The sequence below is a fragment of the Caballeronia insecticola genome (genome assembly GCF_000402035.1).
GTDB classification, from domain to species: domain Bacteria; phylum Pseudomonadota; class Gammaproteobacteria; order Burkholderiales; family Burkholderiaceae; genus Caballeronia; species Caballeronia insecticola.
In genome coordinates, this window is the sequence record NC_021287.1 from 2,205,806 (window position 1) to 2,228,362 (window position 22,557).

21 protein-coding genes are annotated in these 22,557 nt (G+C 61.5%); 16 read left to right on the forward strand and 5 right to left on the reverse strand.

Features of this window, described 5'->3' with window-relative positions:
* Positions 1–15: 15 nt before the first annotated feature.
* The 3 genes from BRPE64_RS10195 to BRPE64_RS10205 form a co-directional block, all read right to left on the reverse strand.
* Complete coding sequence (locus BRPE64_RS10195; protein WP_016346020.1) at positions 16–1,461, reverse strand: c-type cytochrome; 1,446 nt, start codon at positions 1,459–1,461, stop codon at positions 16–18.
* Complete coding sequence (locus tag BRPE64_RS10200) at positions 1,458–3,071, reverse strand: GMC family oxidoreductase (protein WP_044041483.1); 1,614 nt, start codon at positions 3,069–3,071, stop codon at positions 1,458–1,460. The genes BRPE64_RS10195 and BRPE64_RS10200 overlap by 4 nt, the downstream gene beginning before the upstream one ends.
* Before the next feature lie 97 nt (positions 3,072–3,168).
* The gene (locus BRPE64_RS10205) at positions 3,169–3,810 is read right to left on the reverse strand and encodes a sugar dehydrogenase complex small subunit (RefSeq protein ID WP_084675733.1); all 642 of its coding nucleotides are present in this window, start codon (positions 3,808–3,810) and stop codon (positions 3,169–3,171) included.
* A gap of 431 nt (positions 3,811–4,241) precedes the next feature.
* Between BRPE64_RS10205 and BRPE64_RS10210 the strand changes: the two genes are divergently transcribed.
* From BRPE64_RS10210 to BRPE64_RS10285, 16 genes are all read left to right on the forward strand, one after another.
* The gene (locus BRPE64_RS10210; RefSeq protein WP_016346023.1) at positions 4,242–5,042 is read left to right on the forward strand and encodes a transporter substrate-binding domain-containing protein; all 801 of its coding nucleotides are present in this window, start codon (positions 4,242–4,244) and stop codon (positions 5,040–5,042) included.
* Between the two features lie 19 nt (positions 5,043–5,061).
* The gene (locus BRPE64_RS10215; protein WP_016346024.1) at positions 5,062–5,739 is read left to right on the forward strand and encodes an amino acid ABC transporter permease; all 678 of its coding nucleotides are present in this window, start codon (positions 5,062–5,064) and stop codon (positions 5,737–5,739) included.
* The gene (locus BRPE64_RS10220) at positions 5,736–6,386 is read left to right on the forward strand and encodes an amino acid ABC transporter permease (protein WP_016346025.1); all 651 of its coding nucleotides are present in this window, start codon (positions 5,736–5,738) and stop codon (positions 6,384–6,386) included. Before BRPE64_RS10215 ends, BRPE64_RS10220 begins: the two co-directional genes overlap by 4 nt.
* Positions 6,373–7,092, forward strand: coding sequence for an amino acid ABC transporter ATP-binding protein (locus tag BRPE64_RS10225; protein WP_016346026.1), 720 nt, complete (start codon positions 6,373–6,375; stop codon positions 7,090–7,092). Before BRPE64_RS10220 ends, BRPE64_RS10225 begins: the two co-directional genes overlap by 14 nt.
* Positions 7,093–7,192: 100 nt before the next feature.
* Complete coding sequence (gene ureA / locus BRPE64_RS10230) at positions 7,193–7,495, forward strand: urease subunit gamma (RefSeq protein ID WP_016346027.1); 303 nt, start codon at positions 7,193–7,195, stop codon at positions 7,493–7,495.
* 13 nt (positions 7,496–7,508) lie between these two features.
* Entirely contained in the window at positions 7,509–7,814 is a 306-nt protein-coding gene (locus BRPE64_RS10235) for an urease subunit beta (RefSeq protein WP_016346028.1), read from the forward strand.
* A gap of 25 nt (positions 7,815–7,839) precedes the next feature.
* Entirely contained in the window at positions 7,840–9,546 is a 1,707-nt protein-coding gene (gene ureC, locus BRPE64_RS10240) for an urease subunit alpha (RefSeq protein WP_016346029.1), read from the forward strand.
* Between the two features lie 6 nt (positions 9,547–9,552).
* The gene (gene ureE / locus BRPE64_RS10245; RefSeq protein ID WP_016346030.1) at positions 9,553–10,140 is read left to right on the forward strand and encodes an urease accessory protein UreE; all 588 of its coding nucleotides are present in this window, start codon (positions 9,553–9,555) and stop codon (positions 10,138–10,140) included.
* Complete coding sequence (locus tag BRPE64_RS10250) at positions 10,127–10,807, forward strand: urease accessory protein UreF (RefSeq protein WP_016346031.1); 681 nt, start codon at positions 10,127–10,129, stop codon at positions 10,805–10,807. Before ureE ends, BRPE64_RS10250 begins: the two co-directional genes overlap by 14 nt.
* Positions 10,808–10,827: 20 nt before the next feature.
* Positions 10,828–11,475 (forward strand): urease accessory protein UreG, encoded by a 648-nt coding sequence (gene ureG / locus BRPE64_RS10255; protein WP_016346032.1) that lies wholly within the window; start codon positions 10,828–10,830, stop codon positions 11,473–11,475.
* A gap of 490 nt (positions 11,476–11,965) precedes the next feature.
* Complete coding sequence (locus tag BRPE64_RS10260) at positions 11,966–12,226, forward strand: PAAR domain-containing protein (protein ID WP_016346033.1); 261 nt, start codon at positions 11,966–11,968, stop codon at positions 12,224–12,226.
* A gap of 4 nt (positions 12,227–12,230) precedes the next feature.
* A complete protein-coding gene (locus BRPE64_RS31880) occupies positions 12,231–16,205 on the forward strand; it encodes a type VI secretion system Vgr family protein (RefSeq protein ID WP_016346034.1) in 3,975 nt (1,324 codons plus the stop codon).
* Between the two features lie 4 nt (positions 16,206–16,209).
* Positions 16,210–17,097 carry a hypothetical protein gene (locus BRPE64_RS10270; protein ID WP_016346035.1) on the forward strand — a complete coding sequence of 296 codons (888 nt, stop codon included), beginning with the start codon at positions 16,210–16,212 and terminating at the stop codon, positions 17,095–17,097.
* A gap of 371 nt (positions 17,098–17,468) precedes the next feature.
* Positions 17,469–17,984, forward strand: coding sequence for a hypothetical protein (locus BRPE64_RS33670; protein WP_232519176.1), 516 nt, complete (start codon positions 17,469–17,471; stop codon positions 17,982–17,984).
* A 165-nt stretch (positions 17,985–18,149) separates the two neighbouring features.
* Positions 18,150–18,665 (forward strand): hypothetical protein, encoded by a 516-nt coding sequence (locus BRPE64_RS33675; protein ID WP_044041488.1) that lies wholly within the window; start codon positions 18,150–18,152, stop codon positions 18,663–18,665.
* Between the two features lie 343 nt (positions 18,666–19,008).
* Positions 19,009–20,265 carry a glycosyltransferase gene (locus BRPE64_RS10285; protein WP_016346038.1) on the forward strand — a complete coding sequence of 419 codons (1,257 nt, stop codon included), beginning with the start codon at positions 19,009–19,011 and terminating at the stop codon, positions 20,263–20,265.
* A gap of 2 nt (positions 20,266–20,267) precedes the next feature.
* On the opposite strand, the gene waaA is transcribed toward BRPE64_RS10285, so the two are convergent.
* Both waaA and BRPE64_RS10295 read right to left on the reverse strand, forming a co-directional pair.
* The gene (gene waaA, locus BRPE64_RS10290; RefSeq protein WP_044042130.1) at positions 20,268–21,617 is read right to left on the reverse strand and encodes a lipid IV(A) 3-deoxy-D-manno-octulosonic acid transferase; all 1,350 of its coding nucleotides are present in this window, start codon (positions 21,615–21,617) and stop codon (positions 20,268–20,270) included.
* Between the two features lie 32 nt (positions 21,618–21,649).
* Positions 21,650–22,534 (reverse strand): Kdo hydroxylase family protein, encoded by an 885-nt coding sequence (locus BRPE64_RS10295; protein WP_016346040.1) that lies wholly within the window; start codon positions 22,532–22,534, stop codon positions 21,650–21,652.
* Positions 22,535–22,557 lie beyond the last annotated feature (23 nt).

Consider the following 22,557-nt stretch of genomic DNA (forward strand, 5'->3'; position numbering starts at 1 on the left):
CGCGCCCTCGCGGCATCAGCGCCTGCGGCGTTTGCACCTCGCGATCAGCAAGACGCCCAGCATCACCGCCGCGACGACCAACGCCGCGATCATCCAGCGTGCGTTGCTCGCGAGCGGCGACACCGGTCCGCCCGCACGCAGTTGCGCCACGTCTTGCGGCGTCACGTCCACCTCCTGGCCACCGAACTGCTTCGTCAGATAGCGCGTCAGCGTCGCGATTTGCGTGTCGGACAGCCGCTTCCCGAAAGCGGGCATGTCGATGCCCTCGGGCGCGCGCGCGTCGGACTCCGGATGCGACACGCCTTGCAGCATCGCCATCACCACGTTGTTCGCGCTGCCCGCGCGGAAGACCGTGTTATGCAGCAACGGCGGCAGAGCGCCATCCTCGCTGCCCTGTCCATTGGCCTGATGACAGCTCGCGCAATGCGCGTCGTAGAGTTGTGCGCCGCTCAGGCGATCCGGGTCGGCGGGCCACGGTTCCTGACGGACCGCATCCTGATCTTCGATGAGACCGCCCGCCGCGCCCGGCGAACGTGCAGCGGCGGGATCATGCACCGCAGGCACCGTCTTCAGGTAGAAGGCCATCGCTTCGAGGTCCGGCTGGGTCAGATGCTGAAAGCTGTGGTTGACTGCCTCGGCCATCGGCCCCGCTGCCTGCGCCTTGCCCGGCGCCACGCCCGTCTTCAGATAGGCGACGATATCCTGCTCGCTCCATCCGCCGATGCCGCTTTCGACATCGGACGTAATGTTGGGCGCATACCAGCCGCCCACGGTTCCGCCCGCGAGATCATGCGAAGTCTCTTCGGCCATCGCGAGGTTTCGCGGCGTGTGACAGGTGCTGCAATGCGCGAGGCCCTGGACGAGATAAGCGCCGCGATTCCATTCGACGCTCTTTTGCGAGTCCGGCGTAAAGCTGTGCTTGTCGACGAACATCAGGTTCCACGGAATCAGCGCCGCGCGAATGCTGAACGGGAACGGCAAATCAGTATGCGGGACCGGCGTATCCACCGCGGGCACGGCCTTCATGAAATACGTGTAGAGCGCGTGGACGTCCGCATCGGTCAATTTGGCGAAAGACGTATAGGGCATCGCCGGATAGAGCGATGCGCCGTCGGCGCGCTTGCCTTCGCGCAGCGCGGCGCCGAATTGCGCCTCGCTATAGGCGCCGATTCCGTGCGTCTTCGAAGGCGTGATGTTGGTCGACCATATGGCGCCCAATGGCGACGCAATGGCCAGACCGCCCGCGAATGCCTTGCCGCCCGCCGCCGTGTGACAGGCAACGCAGTCGCCGGCGCGCGCCAGATACTCGCCTTGCCGGATCAGGCTGGCTTCATCGACGGCGGCCTGCGCATGAGCCGCGCCCGGCCCGAGTCCGATGACGCAGCATGCCGCTGCGATGCCTGCGGCAAGTGCACGCCGAAGCGTGCCGCGAAGGTCGAAGACTTGATGAACGCGGCTCATCGCGCCTCCTTCAGGATCTGTTCGGCCGTGCGCAACGCCAGCGCGGCGCCGGTCAGGGTCGAGTTGACCGTCGCGGCAGTCGGCATCACGCCCGTGCTCGCGAGAAAGAGGTTTTCGTGATCGTGCGTGCGGCCCCAGGCATCGCAGACGGAATCGCTTGCGTCGTGGCCCATCGAAAGCGTGCCGGTGATGTGCTGATTGTTGCTGTAGACGCCATCGGGACTGTGGCGCAGGTTGGTGCCGCCCATCAGTCCGGCCACCTTGATATAGAACGCTTTCGAAGCCTGCATGCCCTTCTCGACGTAATCGCTCATGCGGTATTCGACCGCCGGTCGCGGCAGGCCGAGCGCATCTTTCTTGTCACTGAGATAGAGACGATTGCGCCGGTCGGGCAAGATCTCCAGCACGTTCTTCAGGCTGACCTGATGCGCCGCGCGTTCGCGCAGCTGTTTGCCGAGTTCGGGACCGTAGACACCCTTGGCGATCAGATCCTGAGTGACGGCCAGCACCTGCGACGAATTGCTGATGTCCACACGGAACGCCGCGTGTTCGCTGCGAAACGCGCCGTCGCGCATCAACTGAATCGACGACGGACTCATCGGTCCGCGGCCCGCCCAGACTTCGTCTTCCGCGTCGAAGGTGAGCCCGTTGCTCGGGTGATCCATCAGGTTCTGGCCGACGGTGCCCGAACTGTTCGCGAGACCGTTCCTGAACTTGTCGCTTGCCGACATCAGCAGAAGGCGCGGGCTTTCGATACCGTTCGCCGCCAGAACGAAGGTCTTCGCGGTCACACGGTGCGACGCTTTCTCCGGCGTGTAGTAATGCACGGCCGCGATCTTGCCGCTGGCGTCGTGCTCGATCCTGTAGACCACCGCATTGGGGATCAGCTTCACGCCTGCCGCTTCGGCTGCATCGGCGGCGAGACCGCCGTGATACTGGGCGTCGATCGGACAGATCGGCATGCAGTTGTTGTTGCCGCAGCAGGCGGGACGGCCATCGTAGGTGCGGCTGTTGCGCGCGGTCGTGTTCGTGACGACGGCGATGCCCGCCGGCGCGAGCCGCTCGCGAAAGCGCTGTTCCAGATACGACTCGGTGACGGGCTGCATCGGAAAGGGTTTGCTGCGCGGCGAGCCGTTGTCCGGCGCACCGGAAACGCCCATCTTCACTTCGGCCTCGTAGTAGAACGGCTCCAGTTCCTCGTAGGACATGGGCCAGTCGCGGCCGACGCCATACAGCGTCTTCAGGCGCAGATCGTTCGGCAAGATGCGCCATGCCTGCGCCGCCCAGTGCCATGTCGTGCCGCCCACGATGCGGATATATTCCGGCTCGTAAGGATAAGGGCCGTTCTGCACGATGTAGTCGTTCTTCGTGGGCTTGTAGACCGGATGCGGCGACCACGAGGAGAACGGGTACGGCGACATGAAGTCGTTCTTGCGCGGCGAATTGCGAAAGCCCGCCACGATCTGCTCGCGCGTCACGCGCGGGCCGGACTCGAGGATCAGGACAGATGCGCCTTGCCGCGCCAGCTTGTGCGCGACGAGCGAACCGATGATGCCCGAGCCGATCACGACGACATCGGCGCTGCTCGGCGCGTTGGTTTCAGAGGACATGTTCTGAGAATGTGATGAGCGCAGCCGCACGCGCGGCGTGCGGCGCAAGCATGAGAGGAACTGTGGAGTCGATGATCCCGGCTGATTGCAGGGCTAACTAAGCACGCGCGGAGGCAGTGGCCACGAGCGGCGCGAGCCGCACGCTGCGCGGGTCCACACGCCAGCTTCCATAGCCGCCATACGCATAGCTCGGCGGGCGCAGGCGATCTTCGACCGTGCGGTACATGAGACTCGTGGAGTAAGTCAGGGCGCGGGCATGGCTGCCGTCGCCCACGACACCGACATACCAGGCCGTCACGATACGGCGCGGCAAGGCGGCAAACGCAAGCTTGGCCGCGTCCAGTTCCGCTTGCAGATGCAGCGGGTCCGGCTTGTTGGCCGTGAGATAGGCGGCCAGTTGCCGGCATGCGTCGTTGAAGCTGGCGTCGTCGTCGGTCAGTGCTTGCAGCAGACGGGACGATTGCGTCTCGTCCAGTACGGCCTGACCCGTGAGGTAACGCGAGACATCGCTGAAAACGCGGCGCGCGTTAGCGTCGACATCGGCGTTCGGGACCGGGGCCGCGAATGCCGGACGAATGAAGCTGACCAATGGAACGAGCGTCACTGATGACACAACGCCACCGACGATCAACCGGCGCATGAGATTAGGCGAACCGGAAAACGGCGAGGCGGACGCTCGCTGTTGAAGCGTGACTCCGGAGCCGGACGATGGCTTCCGAAGCGTTTTATCGACAGACATAAATGACCAAACTCAAGGCTTCGCTGGAAAGCAAACACTAGCCTCGCGAGACGAGGAGCGATGCGTTGAATGACGCGGTATGCGGCCATCGACGAGGTCGAATGCAGCGCGCGCTTAATACGTGGCGCATTCTGCCAGAGGCATGCGTCATCGGGTCGCAAGGACCTTTGTGCATGACTGAAAGTGACAAATGCCGGTCAGGCGGGAAGACACGCTTCGTCATCGACAGTAATCATGCTGGAAGCTTCAGGCAAGCGCGCATCGGACACCGGCCGAGCGCACCACAAGCGGACATGTCAATGCCCCCTGGTTGTGCAAGTGCGAAACAACAAGGGCGTAGTCCCTGCACGCATAGGGCCGAGCGCGCTATGGCACGACTCTCGCTTAACCGATCCTTGAGAACACCACACATCTAGAACGAAGGATCACCGATGCACATCAAGCTTTCACGCGCTCGCCGCACGACGCTCGCCGCTCTTTTCACCGCACCGCTTCTCGCGCTCTCACCATTCGCCGCACACGCCGATGCGCTCGACACCATCGCGAAGAACGGCACGCTGCGCGTGGCCGTGCCCGAAGACTATCCGCCGTTCGGCTTCGTCGGCGCGGACATGAAGCCGCAAGGCTACGACGTCGACATGGCCGCGCTGCTCGCGAAGTCGCTGAACGTGAAGCTCGAACTCGTGCCCGTCAACAGCGCGAACCGCATTCCCTATCTCACGACCAACAAGGTCGATCTCGTGATCTCGTCGCTCGGCAAAACGCCCGAGCGCGAGAAAGTGCTCAATTTCTCGACTGCTTACGCGCCCTATTTTCAAGGCGTGTTCGGCCCCGCCGACATCAAGGTGAGCGGTCCCGCCGATCTCACCGGCAAGACCGTCGGCGCGACGCGCGGCGCGCTCGAAGAAATTGCGCTCTCGCAGATGGCGCCGAACGCGACCATCAAGCGCTTCGAGGACAACAACGCGACCATCTCGGCATTCCTGTCGGGACAGGTGCAACTCATCGCGGCGGGTAACATCGTCGCGGCGGCGATTCTCGCGAAGAACCCGCCGCGCCGTCCCGAGGCGAAGTTCATCATCAAGGATTCGCCGTGCTATGTCGGCATGAACAAGAGCGAGCCGCGCCTCGTCGCCAAGGTCGACGACGCCATCGCGCAGGCGAAAAAGGACGGCACGCTCAACACGATGTCGAAGAAGTGGTTCGGCCAGCCGCTGCCCGCCAGCCTCTGATCGACGGCGCCGCATCCGTATGGCCTATCAACTCCAATTCGGCGATCTCGCGCAATACGCGGGCATGTTCGCAAGCGGCGCCGCGACGACGCTCGCGCTCACTGCCGTTTCGACGGCGCTGGGCGTATCGCTCGGCGTGCTCGGCGCCGCCGGCCGCGACAGCCGGCACGCGTCGGTGCGCGCGGTCGTCGGCGGCTATGTCGAGGCGATCCGCAACACGCCGTTCATCGTGCAGTTGTTCTTCGTTTTCTTCGGGCTGCCCGCGCTCGGCATCCACCTGAGCGAATACGTGGCAGCGATTCTCGCGATGACGCTCAACCTCGGCGCCTATTCGATCGAGATCATCCGCTCGGGCGTCGCCGCAGTGCCGAAGGGCCATCACGAAGCGGCCTCTTCGCTCGCGATGTCGCGCGGCGAGACGTTTCGCCACGTGGTGCTGCCGCAGGCGCTCGCGAAAGTGTTTCCCGCGCTGACGAGCCAGATCGTCATCACGATGCTCGGCTCGGCGGTCGTATCGCAAATCTCCGTGCCCGATCTGACTTATGCGGCGAGCTACATCCAGTCGCGCAATTTCCGCGCGTTCGAGACGTGTTTCTTCATCACGGCCGCGTATCTCGTGATGGCGCTCGTCCTGCGCACCGCGCTGAATGCAGCGGGCAAGCGCTTTTTGATGAACCACCGGAGTTCCGCGCGATGATCGAATTCACGCTCGCGCAGATCTTCGAGAACCTGTTGCTCGCCGCGCGCTGGACCGTGCTGCTGTCGATCGTGTCGTTCGTGCTGGGCGGCGTCGTCGCGCTGGCGCTGCTCGTCATGCGCGTGTCGAAGTCGCAAGTGCTGCGCATGCTCGTCAAGGGCTACATTCAGGTGTTTCAGGGCACGCCTCTGCTGATGCAGCTTTTCCTCGTGTTCTTCGGCCTGCCCTTGCTCGGCATCGAAGTATCGCCGTGGCTCGCGGCGACCGTCGGACTCACGCTGTTCACGAGCGCCTATCTCGCGGAGATCTGGCGCGGCGCGGTCGAAGCGGTGCCCCGGGGACAGTGGGAAGCATCGTCGAGTCTTGCGATGAGCTACTTCGAGCAGCTTCGCCACGTGATCCTGCCGCAAGCGACACGCATCGCGGTCGGTCCGACGGTCGGCTTCGCCGTGCAGGCGGTGAAGGATACGGCGCTCGTGTCGATCATCGGCTTCACCGAACTCACCAAAGCCGGCACGATGATTTCGAATGCGACGTTCAGGCCGTTCCTCGTGTACGGACTCGTCGCCGTGATTTATTTCGTGCTGTGTTATCCGCTCACGCGCTATGCACGCACGCTCGAAAGGAAATGGCATGCCGCTCGTTGAAACCCGCAATCTACAGAAGCAGTTCGGCGCGAATCAGGTGCTCAAGGGAATCGACTTCGCCGTCGAGCGCGGACAGGTCGTCGCGATCATCGGGCGCAGCGGCTCGGGCAAGAGCACGCTGTTGCGCACGCTGAACGGACTGGAGAGCATCGACGAAGGCTCGATCGAAATCGACGGCGAGCATATCGATGCACGCCGCGCCGATCTGCGCGCGCTGCGTCTGAAGGTCGGCATGGTGTTCCAGCAATACAACCTCTTTCCGCATCTCACCGCAGGGCAGAACGTGATGCTCGCGCAGACGGTCGTCAGGAAGATCCACAAGGCGAAGGCGCGCGCGACCGCGCATTCGGTGCTCGAACGCGTGGGTCTCGGCGACAAGTTCGATGCATATCCCGATCAGCTCTCCGGCGGCCAGCAACAGCGTGTCGCAATTGCACGAGCGCTGGCCATGAAGCCGACCGTGCTGCTGTGCGATGAAATCACCTCGGCGCTCGATCCCGAACTCGTCGGCGAAGTGCTGGCTGTCGTCGAGGATCTCGCGCGCGAGGGCATGACGCTCATCATGGTCACGCACGAGATGCGCTTCGCGCGCCGCGTGAGCGACAAGGTCGTGTTCATGCATCAGGGACGCGTGTGGGAGTCGGGTGCGCCCGATGCGATCTTCGAGCGGCCATCGACCGTCGAATTGCAGCGCTTTATCCAGTAAGCGGGATTGCGCTGCAAGGTGCATCGAAAGCCCTTCGGAACAGGCTTTCCGATGCTAGCATTGCAACGCCCGAAGTCCTGCGTCTAAAACGAAAGAGCCCATGAAACTCACGCCTCGCGAAAAGGACAAGCTGCTGATCTTCACCGCAGCCTTGCTCGCCGAACGCCGCCGCGCGCGCGGCCTGAAGCTCAATTATCCGGAAGCCGTCGCTTTCATTTCGGCCGCATTGATGGAAGCCGCGCGCGACGGCAAGACCGTCGCCGAAGTCATGCATTACGGCACGACCATCCTCACGCGCGACGACGTCATGGAAGGCGTGCCCGAGATGATCCCCGACATCCAAATTGAAGCGACCTTCCCCGACGGCACGAAGCTCGTGACGGTTCATCATCCGATTCCTTGAGACCTTTGAGACCATGATCCCCGGCGAATACTTCATCGACGACGGCGAGCTCGAACTCAACGTGGGCCGCGACACCGTGACGGTCGTCGTCGCGAATCACGGCGACAGGCCCGTGCAGGTCGGCTCGCATTTCCACTTCTACGAAGTCAACGCGGCGCTCAAGTTCGAGCGCGAGCGTGCACGCGGCTTTCGCCTGAACATCGCGGCGGGCACGGCCGTGCGCTTCGAGCCGGGCCAGGAACGCACGGTCGAACTCGTTGCGCTCGCGGGCGACCGTCATGTCTATGGCTTCAACGGCCTCGTAATGGGTCCACTCTAAAGCCTACTCTGAACAGGATTTCAACATGACGCTACGCATCGGCCGCCGCGCTTATGCGGAAATGTTCGGCCCGACCACCGGCGACCGCGTGCGCCTCGCCGACACCGAACTCATCATCGAAGTCGAGCGCGACTTCACCACCTACGGCGAAGAAGTGAAGTTCGGCGGCGGCAAGGTCATTCGCGACGGCATGGGCCAGTCGCAACGCGCATCCGCCGACGTGGTCGACACTGTGGTGACCAACGCGCTGATCCTCGATCACTGGGGCATCGTGAAGGCGGACATCGGCATCAAGGGTGGACGCATCTTCGCAATCGGCAAGGCAGGCAACCCGGACATTCAGCCGAACGTGAACATCGCCATCGGCGCGGCCACGGAAGTGATCGCGGGCGAAGGCATGATCGTGACGGCGGGCGGTGTGGATTCGCACATCCACTTCATCAGCCCGCAACAGATCGATGAAGCCATCTCGAGCGGCGTCACGACGATGCTCGGCGGCGGCACCGGCCCCGCGACCGGCACGAACGCGACCACCTGCACGCCGGGGCCGTGGCACATGGAGCGCATGCTGCAGGCCGCCGACGGCTGGCCCGTCAATCTCGGCTTTCTCGGCAAGGGCAATGCGAGCTTGCCGGCGCCGCTCATCGAACAGGTGAAGGCCGGCGCAATCGGTTTGAAGCTGCACGAGGACTGGGGCACGACGCCCGCCGCAATCGACAACTGTCTCTCGGTCGCCGACGACACCGACACGCAAGTCGCCATCCACACGGACACGCTGAACGAAGCGGGTTTCGTCGAGACGACTATCGCCGCGTTCAAGGGCCGCACGATTCACACGTATCACACCGAAGGCGCGGGCGGCGGACACGCGCCGGACATCATCAAGGTCGCGGGCGAATCGAACGTGCTGCCCTCGTCCACCAATCCGACGCGACCCTACACCGTCAACACGCTCGACGAGCATCTCGACATGCTGATGGTGTGCCATCACCTCGATCCGTCGATCGCGGAAGACATTGCGTTCGCGGAATCGCGCATTCGCCGCGAGACCATTGCGGCCGAGGACATCCTGCACGATCTCGGCGCATTGTCGATGCTCTCGTCCGATTCGCAGGCGATGGGCCGCGTCGGCGAAGTGATCATCCGCACGTGGCAGACCGCGCACAAGATGAAGGTGCAGCGCGGCGCGCTCGCCGAAGACAACGCGCGCAACGACAACTTTCGCGCGAAACGCTATGTCGCGAAGTACACGATCAACCCGGCGATCACGCACGGCATCGCGCATGAAGTCGGTTCGATCGAGCCGGGCAAGTGGGCCGATCTCGTGTTCTGGGAGCCGGCGTTCTTCGGCGTGAAGCCCGCGATGATCGTCAAGGGCGGCATGATCGCGGTGGCGCAGATGGGCGACCCGAACGCGTCGATTCCAACGCCGCAGCCGGTGCATTATCGCGAGATGTTCGCTACGCGCGGCGGTGCGCTCGGCAAGACGTCGCTCACATTCGTGTCGCAACTGGCGGCGGAGTCGCGCATTGCGGATCGCTATGAACTGAAGAAACAGGTCGTCGCGGTGAAGAACTGCCGCAATGTGACGAAGGCCGACATGATTCACAATGCGTGGCAGCCGTCCATCAGCGTCGATCCGCAGACTTATCAGGTGATCGCCGATGGCCAATTGCTCACCTGCGATCCCGCCACCGTGCTGCCGATGGCGCAACGCTACTTTCTGTTTTAGAACCTTATGCGCACCATCGACAAACGTCTCACCGCCAAACTCGCTCCCGTGCTCGTCAAGCGCGCGCCGACGCTCACGCTCGCCTTCGACGCACGCTGCAAGAGCCGCCTCGCCGCCACGCTCGACAACGGCGAAGAAGTGGCCCTCGTGATGCCGCGCGGCACCGTGCTCGCGGACGGCGATATGCTCGTCGCCGATGACGGCGGCTTCGTGCGCGTCGTCGCGGCGGCGGAAGACGTGCTCATCGTGCGCGCGCCGAGCGTGCGCATGCTCACGCGCGCCGCGTATCACCTCGGCAATCGCCATACGCCGGTGGAAGTCGGCGCGGACTATCTGAAGCTCGAAGCCGATCCGGTGCTCGAAGACATGCTGAAGCGCCTGGGCGTGCTGGTCGCGCGCGAATCGCAGCCGTTCCAGCCGGAAACGGGCGCATACGGCGGCGGCCACAAGCACGGTCACGACGAAACCTTCAGCGAAGACTATGCGCTCGCGCAGAAGGTCTTCGACGAGCATCACGGGCACGATCATCCGCACGATCACGATCACTCGTCATGCGGCCACGATCATCATCACCACGGCCATGCACATCGCTGAACTCACGGCGCTGTTGCATCTCGCGTCGCCGGCGCTGCCGATCGGCGCGTTCAGCTATTCGCAAGGCCTCGAAGCGGCGATCGAGCACGGCCTGATCCACGACGGCGACAGCGCGCGCGACTGGATCGCAAGCGGTCTCGTCGATGTGCTCGCGCGCGGCGAGTTGCCGATGCTCGCGCATCAGCTCGAACATTGGCGTCTGCACGATGAAGCCGCTTTGCGCAGCGCCAACGACGCTTACCTCGCAAGCCGCGAATCGGCGGAACTGCGCCGCGAGACCGAGCAGATGGGCTGGTCGCTCGCGCAGTTGTGCGCGTCGCTCGAATGGGGCGACGCATCGCGCCGCGCGACGCTCGCCGCGCTCAAACCCATCGCGCAGCCGACCGCCTTCGCCTTCGCCGCCTTCGCGCACGACGCCGCGCCGGAAGCGGTGCTCGCGGCCTATGCGTTCGCGTGGGTCGAGAATCAGGCGGCTGCCGCGCTGAAAGCCGTGCCGCTCGGACAGCTCGCGGGGCAGCGCATTATCGTCGCGTTGCGCGAGCCGATCCATGCCGCCGTGCGCCGCGCGCTCGATACATCGCCTGAACGGATCAACACGTTCGCGCCGCAGCTCGGCATTTTGTCGGCGCGGCACGAGTCGCAGTATTCGCGGCTGTTTCGCTCCTGAATCACACTCACTGACAGACCATGAACGCTCCCGCTTATTCCGCCGCCGCCCGCCGAACCAAGAAACTGCCGCCGTTGCGCGTCGGCGTGGGCGGGCCGGTCGGCTCCGGCAAGACCACGCTGCTCGAAATGCTCTGCAAGGCGATGCGCGAGCAATACGATCTCGTCGCCATCACCAACGACATCTACACGAAGGAAGATCAGCGGCTTCTCACCGTGGCGGGCGCGCTGCCGGCCGAGCGCATCATGGGCGTCGAGACGGGCGGCTGCCCGCACACGGCGATTCGCGAGGATGCATCGATCAATCTGGAAGCCGTCGACCGCATGGTGTCGAAGTTTCCGGACGCGGATATCGTGTTCATCGAATCGGGCGGCGACAATCTCGCGGCCACGTTCAGCCCCGAGTTGTCCGATCTGACGATCTACGTGATCGATGTCGCGGGCGGCGAGAAAATTCCGCGCAAGGGCGGACCGGGCATCACGAAATCGGATTTGCTCGTGATCAACAAGACGGATCTCGCGCCTTACGTCGGTGCGAATCTCGACGTCATGGCAAGCGACGCCCAAAAAATGCGCGGCGAACGGCCGTTCGTTATGTGCAATCTGAAGGCACTCGATGGGCTGGAGAAGGTGATTTCGTTTATCGAGAGGAAGGGGTTGCTGGTCTAGCTCCTGTGTGACAAGCCCGGAGCCGCCCCTCACGGCAGGATTGGAAGACCGGGCACGATAGAACCGTACCGGCGAGCCTTGCGACTCCCCCGCCATGTCCCGCTCATAAACGAACTAACACCGAGCGCCTCTGGTCAAGAGGCGCTCGGCGTCAAACGCGAGCCCTCATTGCGTGGGCGTCAAGGGTCCTTACTTCCTTGCTACCGGCTGACAAACCTGCTCAAGCGCACCACGCGCCGGAGTCATGCGTACGACGCGTTTTCCTGGTTCTATTCAGTATTCCTATATTTCTTATTGCCGCCGGTCAGACGTTTTGGCCTAAAGGTTTTCCCCGATTCATCCTGAAATGAAACCAGCTTACGTTTCCGCCCTTCGATCCACTTGCAGGAACGACCGTTCACAAGCGGGCGCATAGCTGGATGCCCCCGACTTGCCCGCACGAACGTTGCTCGCCATTCCTCGCTGATTCTTTTCCTTCGAGATCTCAACGATGAGAGACAACCTTTCCGGGCGTGACGTCGCACGCCTGGGCGACAAGACAGACCACGGCGGCACGATCATCGAAGCCGCTTCCGACCTCTCGCACAGGGGCGTCGCGGTCGCGCTCGACAAGCATTTGACCGAATGCCCCAAATGCGGCGGGACCTATCCCATCATCGCCACTTCTGCGCGCAAGCATCGAGGCGTGAAAGTCGCGAGCATCGGCGATATGACCGCATGCGGCGCACGCATAATCGGAAGCGAGGCGTGAACGTATGGCTTGGAACGCAAAGAGTCGCACTATCACGTTTGCCTGTGACGCGTTGCCCGAACTGGTCAGCCGTGGACACAAAGGCAAGGAATACCGTGAGCAGTTGCTCACGGTTCGCAGCATTCAGGGACGCGAAGCGGTTGGGGAACTCTTCGAATATTCCGTTCTTGCCGAAGTCGAAGACATTGACCTTTTGCTCAATCCCGCCAATGCAGCACAGATCGATTTGGGAAAGCTCCTCAACAAAGAGGGCTCGGTAGAAATCCAAGTCGATGGGATCGGTACATTTCGCCCCGGCCAGCAAGGCGAAACGGGCTATGCAAACATCGGCGCAGACATCCGCTACCTGAGCGGCAACATCAGAGAGGCGAGAATCCTATGCCGCGAGGATCGCGCGCCCCTCTATGAATTCGTGTTGCGCCCCGCCGTCTGGCGTGCTTCGCAGAATCAAAATTCCCGCATTTTTAGGGGCGTCTCGGTAACGGAGGTGCTTAGTGAACTCCTGCGCGATTACGGATTGATCGAGTGGCGTATCGGGGGACCTTCGAACAGCAGCAAACGCTACTATCCGGCGCGCGATTTCATTCGACAGGCATGGGAAAGCGATTGGAATTTCGCGCTGCGCTTGATGGAAGAATGGGGCCTGTTTTTCTGGTTCGAGCATCAAAAGCGCTCGCATACGCTGGTGATTTCCGACTCGCTCAGCGGCTTTCATCCTCATGGTGTTGCCTATGAAACGCTGCGCTATCACACGGGCGCGCGCATCGACGAGGAGCACATCAGCGAACTGTCCGTGACCTACACCACGACAGCGGGCCACGTCACCGTCAATGACCATGACTACATGTCTCCGCGCTTGCAAAAGAGTAGCGCTGCGCTGCGTGAGGAGTATGTGGACGCGAGCGGCACCGGACACCAACGCATCGAAATCTACGCGCCCGCCGAATTTGCGCAGCCTAGCGCGATTGATGAGAATGAGCAGCTCAAGGGCATTCAGCGCCTGAGAGAAGAGGGACAATATCTTGCGATGGTGAAACTTCAGGCGGTCCGCTGTACGGGACTGCGCGCACACGGCAAGGGGCATTTGCGCGGGCTTCAGCCGGGTCGAACGTTCAAGCTGGTGGACTATCCGCAAGAGGCGGCGAACCGTGAATATATCGTGCTCGCTTGCAACCTCGAAATAAGCGAGGTCGGTACGTCTTCGGGGAAATGGCCCACCTACAAGGTTGATACCTCATTCGAGCTACAGCCCGCGACCGAGTACTACCGCCTGCCGCAAGTCACGCCACGGCCACATGTCGGCAATGAGTACGCCGTCATCGTCACGCCGAAACACCAGACGGACGGAAACTATGAATGGTGGGTCGATGACAAGAACCGCGCGCTGATTCAATACGACTGGGACCGTCAGGCGAACTTTGACGGCTCGACTTCGATCTGGGTCCGGGTCGCCACGCAATGGCAAGGCAGTCAGATGGGCGTGGTTATGCCCGCACGCGCCGGACAAATGGTGATCGTCTCGCACGTACACGGCGACCCTGACCGGCCGTATATCTCCGCGTTCGTCGTTGACCGGTGGAATCTGCCGCCGTGGGAACTGCCCCGCAATGCCGCGATCAGTGGCACCCGAACGCAGAGTTTAGGCAATAGCTTTGCGTCGAATCACGTTGCTTTCGACGACACATTCGAGAGGATGCAGCCGCAACTCGCGAGCGATCACGACAAGTCGAGCTTGAGTCTCGGCTTTAACACGCGCATCGATGGTAACAAGGGAAGACAGGAGGCACGAGGATCGGGCTTTGAACTGAGAACGGACGGACACGGCGCGGCGCGCGCGGCTAAGGGTCTGCTGATAACGACCGAGGCACGCCCGAAGGCGCAAGGCCATGCGCTCGACATGGGCGAGACAGTAGCGCGGCTCACACAAGCGCGCGATATCCACGAAACGTTAGCCGGGACCGCACAGGGACACGGCGCGCAATCCGGGCTCGACAAGCAGGCGGACGTGGCCAAGACGATCAAGGCCGCGAACGACGAGCTACGCGGGAACAACGCAGCAAAGGCCAACGCTGACACGTTCCCCGAGTTCACCGCGCCACATTTGACGCTATCGAGTCCAGCGGGCATTCAGAGCACGACGGCCGGCAGCACGCATGTAGCGAGCGGCGTAGACCTTGCTGTGACGAGCGGGCGCAATGTCAGCATCGCGGCGGCACTCTCGATGTTTGCGAGTGTGGCGAACACCATTGCGTTGTTCGTGCAAAAGGCGGGAATCGCGCTCACTGCGGCGGCGGGAAAAATTCGCATCGAGGCGCAGAGCGATAGCGTGCAAATCATCTCGCACAAAGACGGCGACATCATCAGCCAGGACGGCTGGCTCAATCTGACCGCCGCGAAGGGAATACGCCTGCACGGCGGCGGGACTTTGTTAGAAATCAGTCCGCAAGGCGTGCTCGGCTTTACGAACGGCGACTTCCTGATTCATGCGGCAAGTCACGCGACTGACGCGCCACAGGAGAAGCCGGTCAAGCTGCCGATGACGGATATTAAGGACGCGAAGATCGCGGAGTCGTTCGTGCTGGTCGATAACCGCTCAGGGCTGCGCATTGCGAATCAACCCTACCGCATTACGCTGGAGGACGGGCAGGTTATCAAAGGCAAGACCGACGACGCCGGGGAAATGGCATTAGTACTTGCCAACACAATGCAGCCCGCCACAGTGGAAGTGCTGCATAACGATGGCACGGACAACCCTACTGCGATCTTATCGGCGATGCTTACGCAATCTGCCGATCAAGGTACGCCGCCGGTCATCGTCGCTGATAAGAAAACGAGCCGTGTAGGTAATCGCGATCTTCAACTTAACGACACCTCGCCTGCATCGTCAGGCCGTGACATTTTCTATGCACTGTGCCAGCCGTATAACTGGGGAATGCGCTATAGCGTGAAGGACAGCAAAGAACCGAAACGACTCGCGTTCCCGGTGGCGCAGCAATATACAATCGACCTTGCAACCGTGCTGATTGAGAAAGTGAAATGGGGTGCGAACTATTTTGGTAAGGGGACACCCGAAATTACTATTGATCGGTTTCCGCTCGGAAAAGACAATGCCAGAAACATTGCTCGGAGACTTTCTCCGGTCATAACAATGGCGCTCACTTCCTCGGACGGGGGCACATATGCCCTTCCTGTCGAAGCTATACCAGCCGTCATCGTGACGGACACGGCACTAATAGGCGGCGCAAAGGGAGCATTTGATGGCAACAGTTGGAGCCTTTCTATCAATACGGAAGCGTTGCGCGTTCTTTTTCAATCGTGCGACATTAAAGAACAACGGCAGCGCGAGACATTTGTCACGTCAAACTTACGAGATTTTGTCGATACAATTTTTCATGAAACGCGGCACTGCCAACAATATTTTTGGATTTATGCGGTAGCGCAGCAGATGACCACGATGTTTCCTGATACTCCCAACATCGCAGCCTGGCCCGGCGTGGTGACGCAACGAAACGATGGGGCTAAAGTTGCGGCTATCGCCGCCCATCAGCCCATCCCTAACGACAGTCTAAGTCTTGCTGGTATAAAGCAAATGGCGGCAGGAATGTACGTATGGAACCTAAGCGTATGGAGGCAGAACGCTAGCACCATAGGAAACGCATGGTATCCGTCTTTCGCGCCGGATGCTTCGGCGCTCGCTGATGAATATAACCGCGCCTATAAGCAGGCAAAAGAAATTCTTAAAGACGTTGGAGCAGGAGGAGCCTCAATTGATATTGACGATATGGTGGCAGACGCTGGTGGGGAAGGCTACGCTTCGCGCCCTTGGGAAAACGACGCCTTCTTCTGTGGTGAAATCGCGGGGGAATACTGGAGCCATGATCATGCGCCGGATGGCTTGGTTGGTAATCAGTGCAGCCGCCAGTATGCACTCGCCCATAACGGTCGCGAGCGAAACCGCGCTGCCGCTAACGGAGCCTGAGACGATGACCGATAACTCCAGAATCGGCCGGCCCGCGCAACGCGATCTAACCGATAAACAGCGCGATCAGATTTTCCGCGTAACAAATATCGGCCTGAAGTGGATCGCCGGAACCATGAGTATGGACGAAGTGCAGAATGAGCTAGGGAAGAAGGCTCCACTTCTTCCAGGCGATCTGCAATCGTATATCTATGGATTCGATGGCTTTGGTGCCGCGTTCGACATTGAGACGAAGTGGGATCTTCAAAAACATCACATATCAAGGCGATTCTCATTGGACGTAGAAGACTGGATTACGTCCAATATTCCGCGTGAGACGTTTGAACAAAATCTTGGCCTGCATCGCGTACAGAGAGGGGAATTGATTGACGGGGTTAGGAAAGAGGTATTGAATTATTTTAATCGGCCTATTCTTCCGACGGCTTTTCCTAACAGGGTGGGCCTCAATCTACGCCTGCCCTTGCCGGACGACTTGCCTTTTGATGTCTACGTCAACCTACAATACCAGCGCGCTCTTGATAAGCCCGAACGATCGACGTTTGAAAACACCGCCGATTTTCGTTCGCTTGAAATAGAACGCTCTTATCTTACGCCCGAAGAACTCCAGCAGCGCAACGACGCCAAGCGCCAGAAATACGGCTATATGGGCCTATGCACAGGCATGATTTGCCCGGAAACGGGCTATTGGGAAGCATGGGGGGCTAACGGCCCGCTCGACGTTGAGCTGATGAAAGCAGGCGAGCGCTACCCCACGGCCCGTAACAACCTGCAAACGGTCAAAGCAGGCGGCCCTTACGCGGTTGATGCGCGTTACTTCTGGCTCTGCTCCACAGAGCAGGAGGATTTAGCGGGAGCGCGCATGGTGCCGTTGCGTAGAGCGCAAAACGGTTAGATTACGAGCGCGATATGTGGACCCGTAACCGCTCTGTTGAGTGCTGCGGGTTAGTGTTGCGGTTGCATGAGACGTTGAACAGGATTGGTGTCGGTCGTGCGCTCAGGCAGTTGCACGCCGCCGCCATGCCCGCCTGTATCGCTGACCGAGTTGTGATCGTCTTCGATGTTCACCAAGGTACAGGCGTTTAGCACGCACGAAAAGACGATCAATAGATAAGTACGCATCGCTACATCCTCGCTACAACTTATAAGCCAGCAAGTCATCGAACAACGCAACGCCTGAAAAGTTCAGCGCATAGGTTCGTAGAATTTAACGCGTCAAGAACGGCAAAATGGTATCCAGTCCCTATCGCGACAACAGACGCGGAATTGTCAGAAGAGTATCAAGCAGCGCTTGAGCAAGCCACAGAGGTTTTAAGCAATGTCGGAGCAGGAGGAACGCAAATTGATGTGGAAGGCATGGTGTATGGGACTAAAAATGACCGCTATACGGGGAACCTTGGGAAAACGATGCGTTCTACTGCGGCGAAAATGCGGGAGAGTATTGGATATCCGGCGAAGCACCTGCCGATATGTCTGATAACCAGTGTAGCCGCGCTTACGCATTCGCTTATCACTTGCGCACAAGCATCGCCGCCACCAACGTGGGGAACACTGGAAGCGGAGCCGTTCGACGTGGAGAATAACAAGCTGACCTATAGAATCATTCAACACAACATGTCGCCCGAAAGTCGTGCTCGATTGATCGCCCTTGCAAAGCTCGGGACGCTATGGGTCGCGAGAAAGATTAACTTGGAAGACGTTGAGGCGCGCTATGGTAAGCCTAAACTAATCGAAATACCTAACGATGATGAAAAAGCGTATCTCTTTAGCAACCCGGACTAAGGTGTTTTTTTCAATTGGAATCTGAAACGTGAGAGTGCAAGGCAAGAAGATAGTAGGACACTCGAAATCACGCTGCATGTCGATGTTCGAGTCAATATCGACCGGGACGAACTAAAGGATGCACTTGGTCTTCATCGAACAAAGGCCGGCGGACTGTTTGACGGGGTGCCTAAAGAGACTTTGGAATATTATATTTATGCGCCGCATCTGGGGCGTGATCTTGATGACGTGCGTTTGAATTACCGTCTGCCCCTGCCGGAATATTCGGAATTCGACGTCTATGCGAGTTTTAACTACAAACGCCTTCCCGAACAGATAGGTTCGACCGAAGAGAACACGCAGAACTTTCGCGCACTCAAAATATCGCGTTGGTATCTTACGCCCGAAGAGCTCCAGCAGCGCAACGACGCCAAGCGGCAGAAATACGGCTACATGGGCCTATGCACAGGCATGATTTGCCCGGAAACGGGCTATTGGGAAGCATGGGGGCCTAACGGCCCGCTCGACGTTGAACTGATGAGAGCAGGAACGCGCTACCCCACGGCTCGAATGTCCCTACAAACGTTCAAAGCAACCAGCATCTACGCAGTCGATGCCACTTACTTCTGGCTCTGCTCGACCGATCAAGAAGACCCCGCAACAAAACGCATGGTGCCGTTGCCTAGACTTCAAAACGGTTAACTTGCTGCCGCGATACGCGAACCTCTAACCGCTCTGTTCGGTGCTCCGTGGCGATGCATCGCGGGGCGGCATTTCTGTCTGTGTACGTTCGGCCATGACGAACCGCCGCCCTAAGCGCAAAGTCGGAAGTCGGGCGCAACGTCAGAAACGGGCAGCTTCACATCGTCAATCGGCATGGCGCACGGGCACTCGGCGAAATTGACCGTATGTTCATATGTGAGCAGAACCTTGCCCGACGTCCCGACGCGCCCCCATTCTGCGTCGCCCCACACGCATGCGGTAGCATGGCAGCTTCACATTTTTTCCGCGCCCGCTTGCTTCACGCGAGCGGACGCGCCGCACGGTGTCCACTGCCGCTCAACTTCCGCGAACCGCACCCGTCGCTTCGGCGCCGCGTGACGGCGATCGCATCCCCGTTCTCTTTCACATCGTCGATTTCGGCGATGGCGGCATCGAATCGTCGCTGATTCAGTGGCTGCGCATCTTCGATCGCGCGCGCTTTGTCGTGACGCTTTCGGTCATGCATCCGTCGCCCGCGTTTCATAACCGCTTTCGCGCGCTCATCCCGAACGATGTCGAGATCGAAATTCTCGCGGACAAAGCCTGGCTCAATTACTTCCAGTCGCGCCGCTATGTGAATCGACTGAGCAAGCTCGGCCGCGTCGCGCGCGACGTGTTCAACACGCTCGCCGTGCGTCCCTATGTGAAGCGGCGCGTCGCGGAACTCGCGCGCAGGCACGCGCTGATCGTCGATTACGACATGTCGCTGCGCCGTCTCGCAGGCCGCTTCGGCCCCGCGTGGCTCGGCGTGAATCACTTCAGCTTCGATGCGCGCCTCGCCCATCGCGCGCGCAAGAAGCGGCGTCTGACCGCGCAGTTCGCGCGCTACGACGGCGTCGCGGCGCTCAACGAACACATGGCCGAGGAAGCGCGCAAGATGTTCGGCGACGCGCTCAAGCGTCTGTTCGTGCTGCCCAATGCCATCGACATCGACCGCATCCGGGACAACGCGAGCGCGCAGGAAACGCCGCCATGCGACGCGCCTTATATCGTGTCGGTCGCGCGGCTCGACGAAATTCAGAAGGACCATCGCACGCTGTTGCGCGCCTTTGCCGAACTCGTGCGCGTCGGGCAGATCGAGGAGCATCTCGTGATCGTCGGCGATGGCGCGTTTCGCGGCGAACTCGAAGCGCTCGCGAAGGAGTTCGGCATCGCCGCGCGCGTGCATTTCGCGGGCTATCGCAACAATCCGCATGCGCTCGTCGCGGGCGCACGGCTGCAGGTGCTGAGTTCGCGCTACGAAGGTATGCCGATGGTGCTGCTCGAAGCGCTCGCGCTCGGCAAGCCGGTCATCGCAAGCGACTGTCCGACCGGCCCGCGCGAAATTCTCGGCGACGGCCGCTTCGGCATTCTGTTCGACGTCGGCGCGGCCGATCAGCTCGCCATTGCGTTGCGCCGCGTGCTCACCGACGAATCGCTGCACAAGCATATGTCGGCGCGGGCGCTGGAACGCGCGGGGGAATATGGCATCGCCGCGAGCAACGAGCGCTTCGCGCGCTGTGCGGCAGCGTTGCTCGAAGCCGAAGCGTTCGCCGGATAACGCTAGTCGGACAAAGCGGACGGCTGCTTCGCCGCTTCGCTTTCTTCCAGCAAGGCGCTCAGCACGCTCACGGTGCGCGCCGTCGCGCCGCGATGCGCCGCCGCGAACGCCGAAGCCGCCGCGCTCATCGAAAGGCGTCGGGTCTTGTCGGTGAAGATTTCGCGCAGGCCGCGCGCCAGTTCCTGCGGATCCTGCACGCGCAGCGCGGCACCGGCGGCGATCGCATCGTTGGTCGCCTGCGTGAAATTGAAGGTGTGCGGTCCGATCAGCACCGGCACGCCCGCCGCGCACGCCTCGATCAGATTCTGCCCGCCGAGCGGCAACAAGCTCCCGCCGATGAACGCCAGATCCGCCGCCGCGTAGTACGCGCCGAGTTCGCCCATCGAATCGCCGAGCAGAACCTGCACGCTCGCCGGCAGCGGCTCCGGCACGTCCGCGCCCGAGCCCGCCGCAACCGGCTTGGGCGCCCAGACGGAGCGGCGCGCGCTCGTCAGCCCGAGACTTGCGATCAGCGCCGACACTTCATCGAAACGTTGCGGATGGCGCGGCACCAGAATCAGCAACGCATGGGGCACGTTGAGCGCGGCGAACGCGCGCAGCACCAGCGTTTCCTCGCCTTCGCGCGTGCTCGCCGCAACCCACACGGGCCGCTCGCCGATCGCCGCGCGCCACGCATGACCGCGCGCGACCAGTTCGGGCGGCGCGCTCATGTCGAACTTCAGATTGCCGAGCACCGCGACGTTGCGCGCGCCGAGCGCGGACAGCCGCTCGGCGTCGGACGGCGTCTGCGCGAGCACGCGCGTGAAGCCGCCGAACACTTCGCGCACCGCGCGGCCGAAACGCGCCGCCCGCCGGAACGAGCGCGCCGACATGCGCGCGTTGGTCAGCACGAGCGGCACATCGGCGCGTTTGCATTCGTCGATGAGCGTCGGCCAGACTTCCGTCTCCATCACGATGCCGAGCGACGGCCGCCACGCGCGCAGAAAACGCCGCACGAGAATCGGCAGATCGTAGGGAAGATACGCGCGCAGCACGCGATCGCCGAACAGTTCGATGCCGGTTGCGCGGCCGCTCGGCGTCATGTGCGTGAGCAGGATGCGCGCTTCGGGATGCGCCTTCTGCAACGCGAGGATCAGCGGCTGCGCGGCACGCGTCTCGCCGACCGACACCGCATGCACCCAGATGAGCGGCGCGAGATCGCCGGCGCTTCTTGCGCCTCGCGCCGGAATGCCGCCGAAGCGCTCGCCGATATGCTCGCGATAGCCGCGCTCCTTGCGCGAGCGGATGAACAGCCGCAGCACCGCGAGCGGCGCGACGATCCACCAGAGCGCGCGATAGACGACCCTCAGCACGGCGGCCGATGCGCTCGGGGCAGCGGCGCCGCTCAAACGAGCGCCCTGCCCTTCAGGCGTTCGAGAATGCCGAGCGGCGCGCATTCGGGACGGGACATCGCGCGCACGGGCAGGAAGAACGTCTGCTCCATCATGAACTGGCCGGACATCACGGCATGCGAAGTCTGATCGGAGAAGCAGACCCACACCGAGCCGGGCGGGAACGGCATTGTTTCTTGCGGCGATGCCTTTTGATAATCGAGGTCGGCTTTCATCGCGTCATGCAGATGCAGCATCAGATGATCGTATTCCGAGCGCTTCGATTTGGTGATGTGCAGCAGGTTCATGAGCCACGCCGAGCCGGGCGCCTGCGCCTTGATGCCGGGCAGAAAGCGCTTCGCCATGTCCTCGAACGGTTCGCCCACGCGCCACACGCGCGGCGAGCCTTGCGGATTCACGTTGGTGAACACGCGCAGGATGCGCTCGCCGTAGTTCGGGCGCGACGGGAAGGCATCGACGTGCAGGCGGCTGTCGTCCTTGCGCCACGAGGTTTCGCGCGTTTCGACCTGATGCAGCCGCAGACTCGTCGGCGCGACGCGCAATTTGCCGTCGTATTCGGGGAAGAGCCCGTCGACGAGCGAGCGCGCATTGTCCTGATAACGCTTGATGAGCGAGCGCACCGCCGACTGCGTCACCGGATCGCCGAGCACGCCGTTCAGCGCGCCGCCGTTGGGCGCGAGGCTGATGTTCTTGCGTTTCGGGTCGGCAATGCGCGGATCGAGCAGCGCAAGTTCGCCGCCGTCGACCGGAAAACGCAGATTGGGGAAATACAGCACCTTGCCGTTTTCGACGCCGGCAAGCAGCGTCTCGCGCGGCACCGACAGGTTCTTGCCGTGCCAGTCGCCCGATACGACTTCGATGATTTGAGATTGCGTCATGTGACTTCGACCTTCGACCTTGA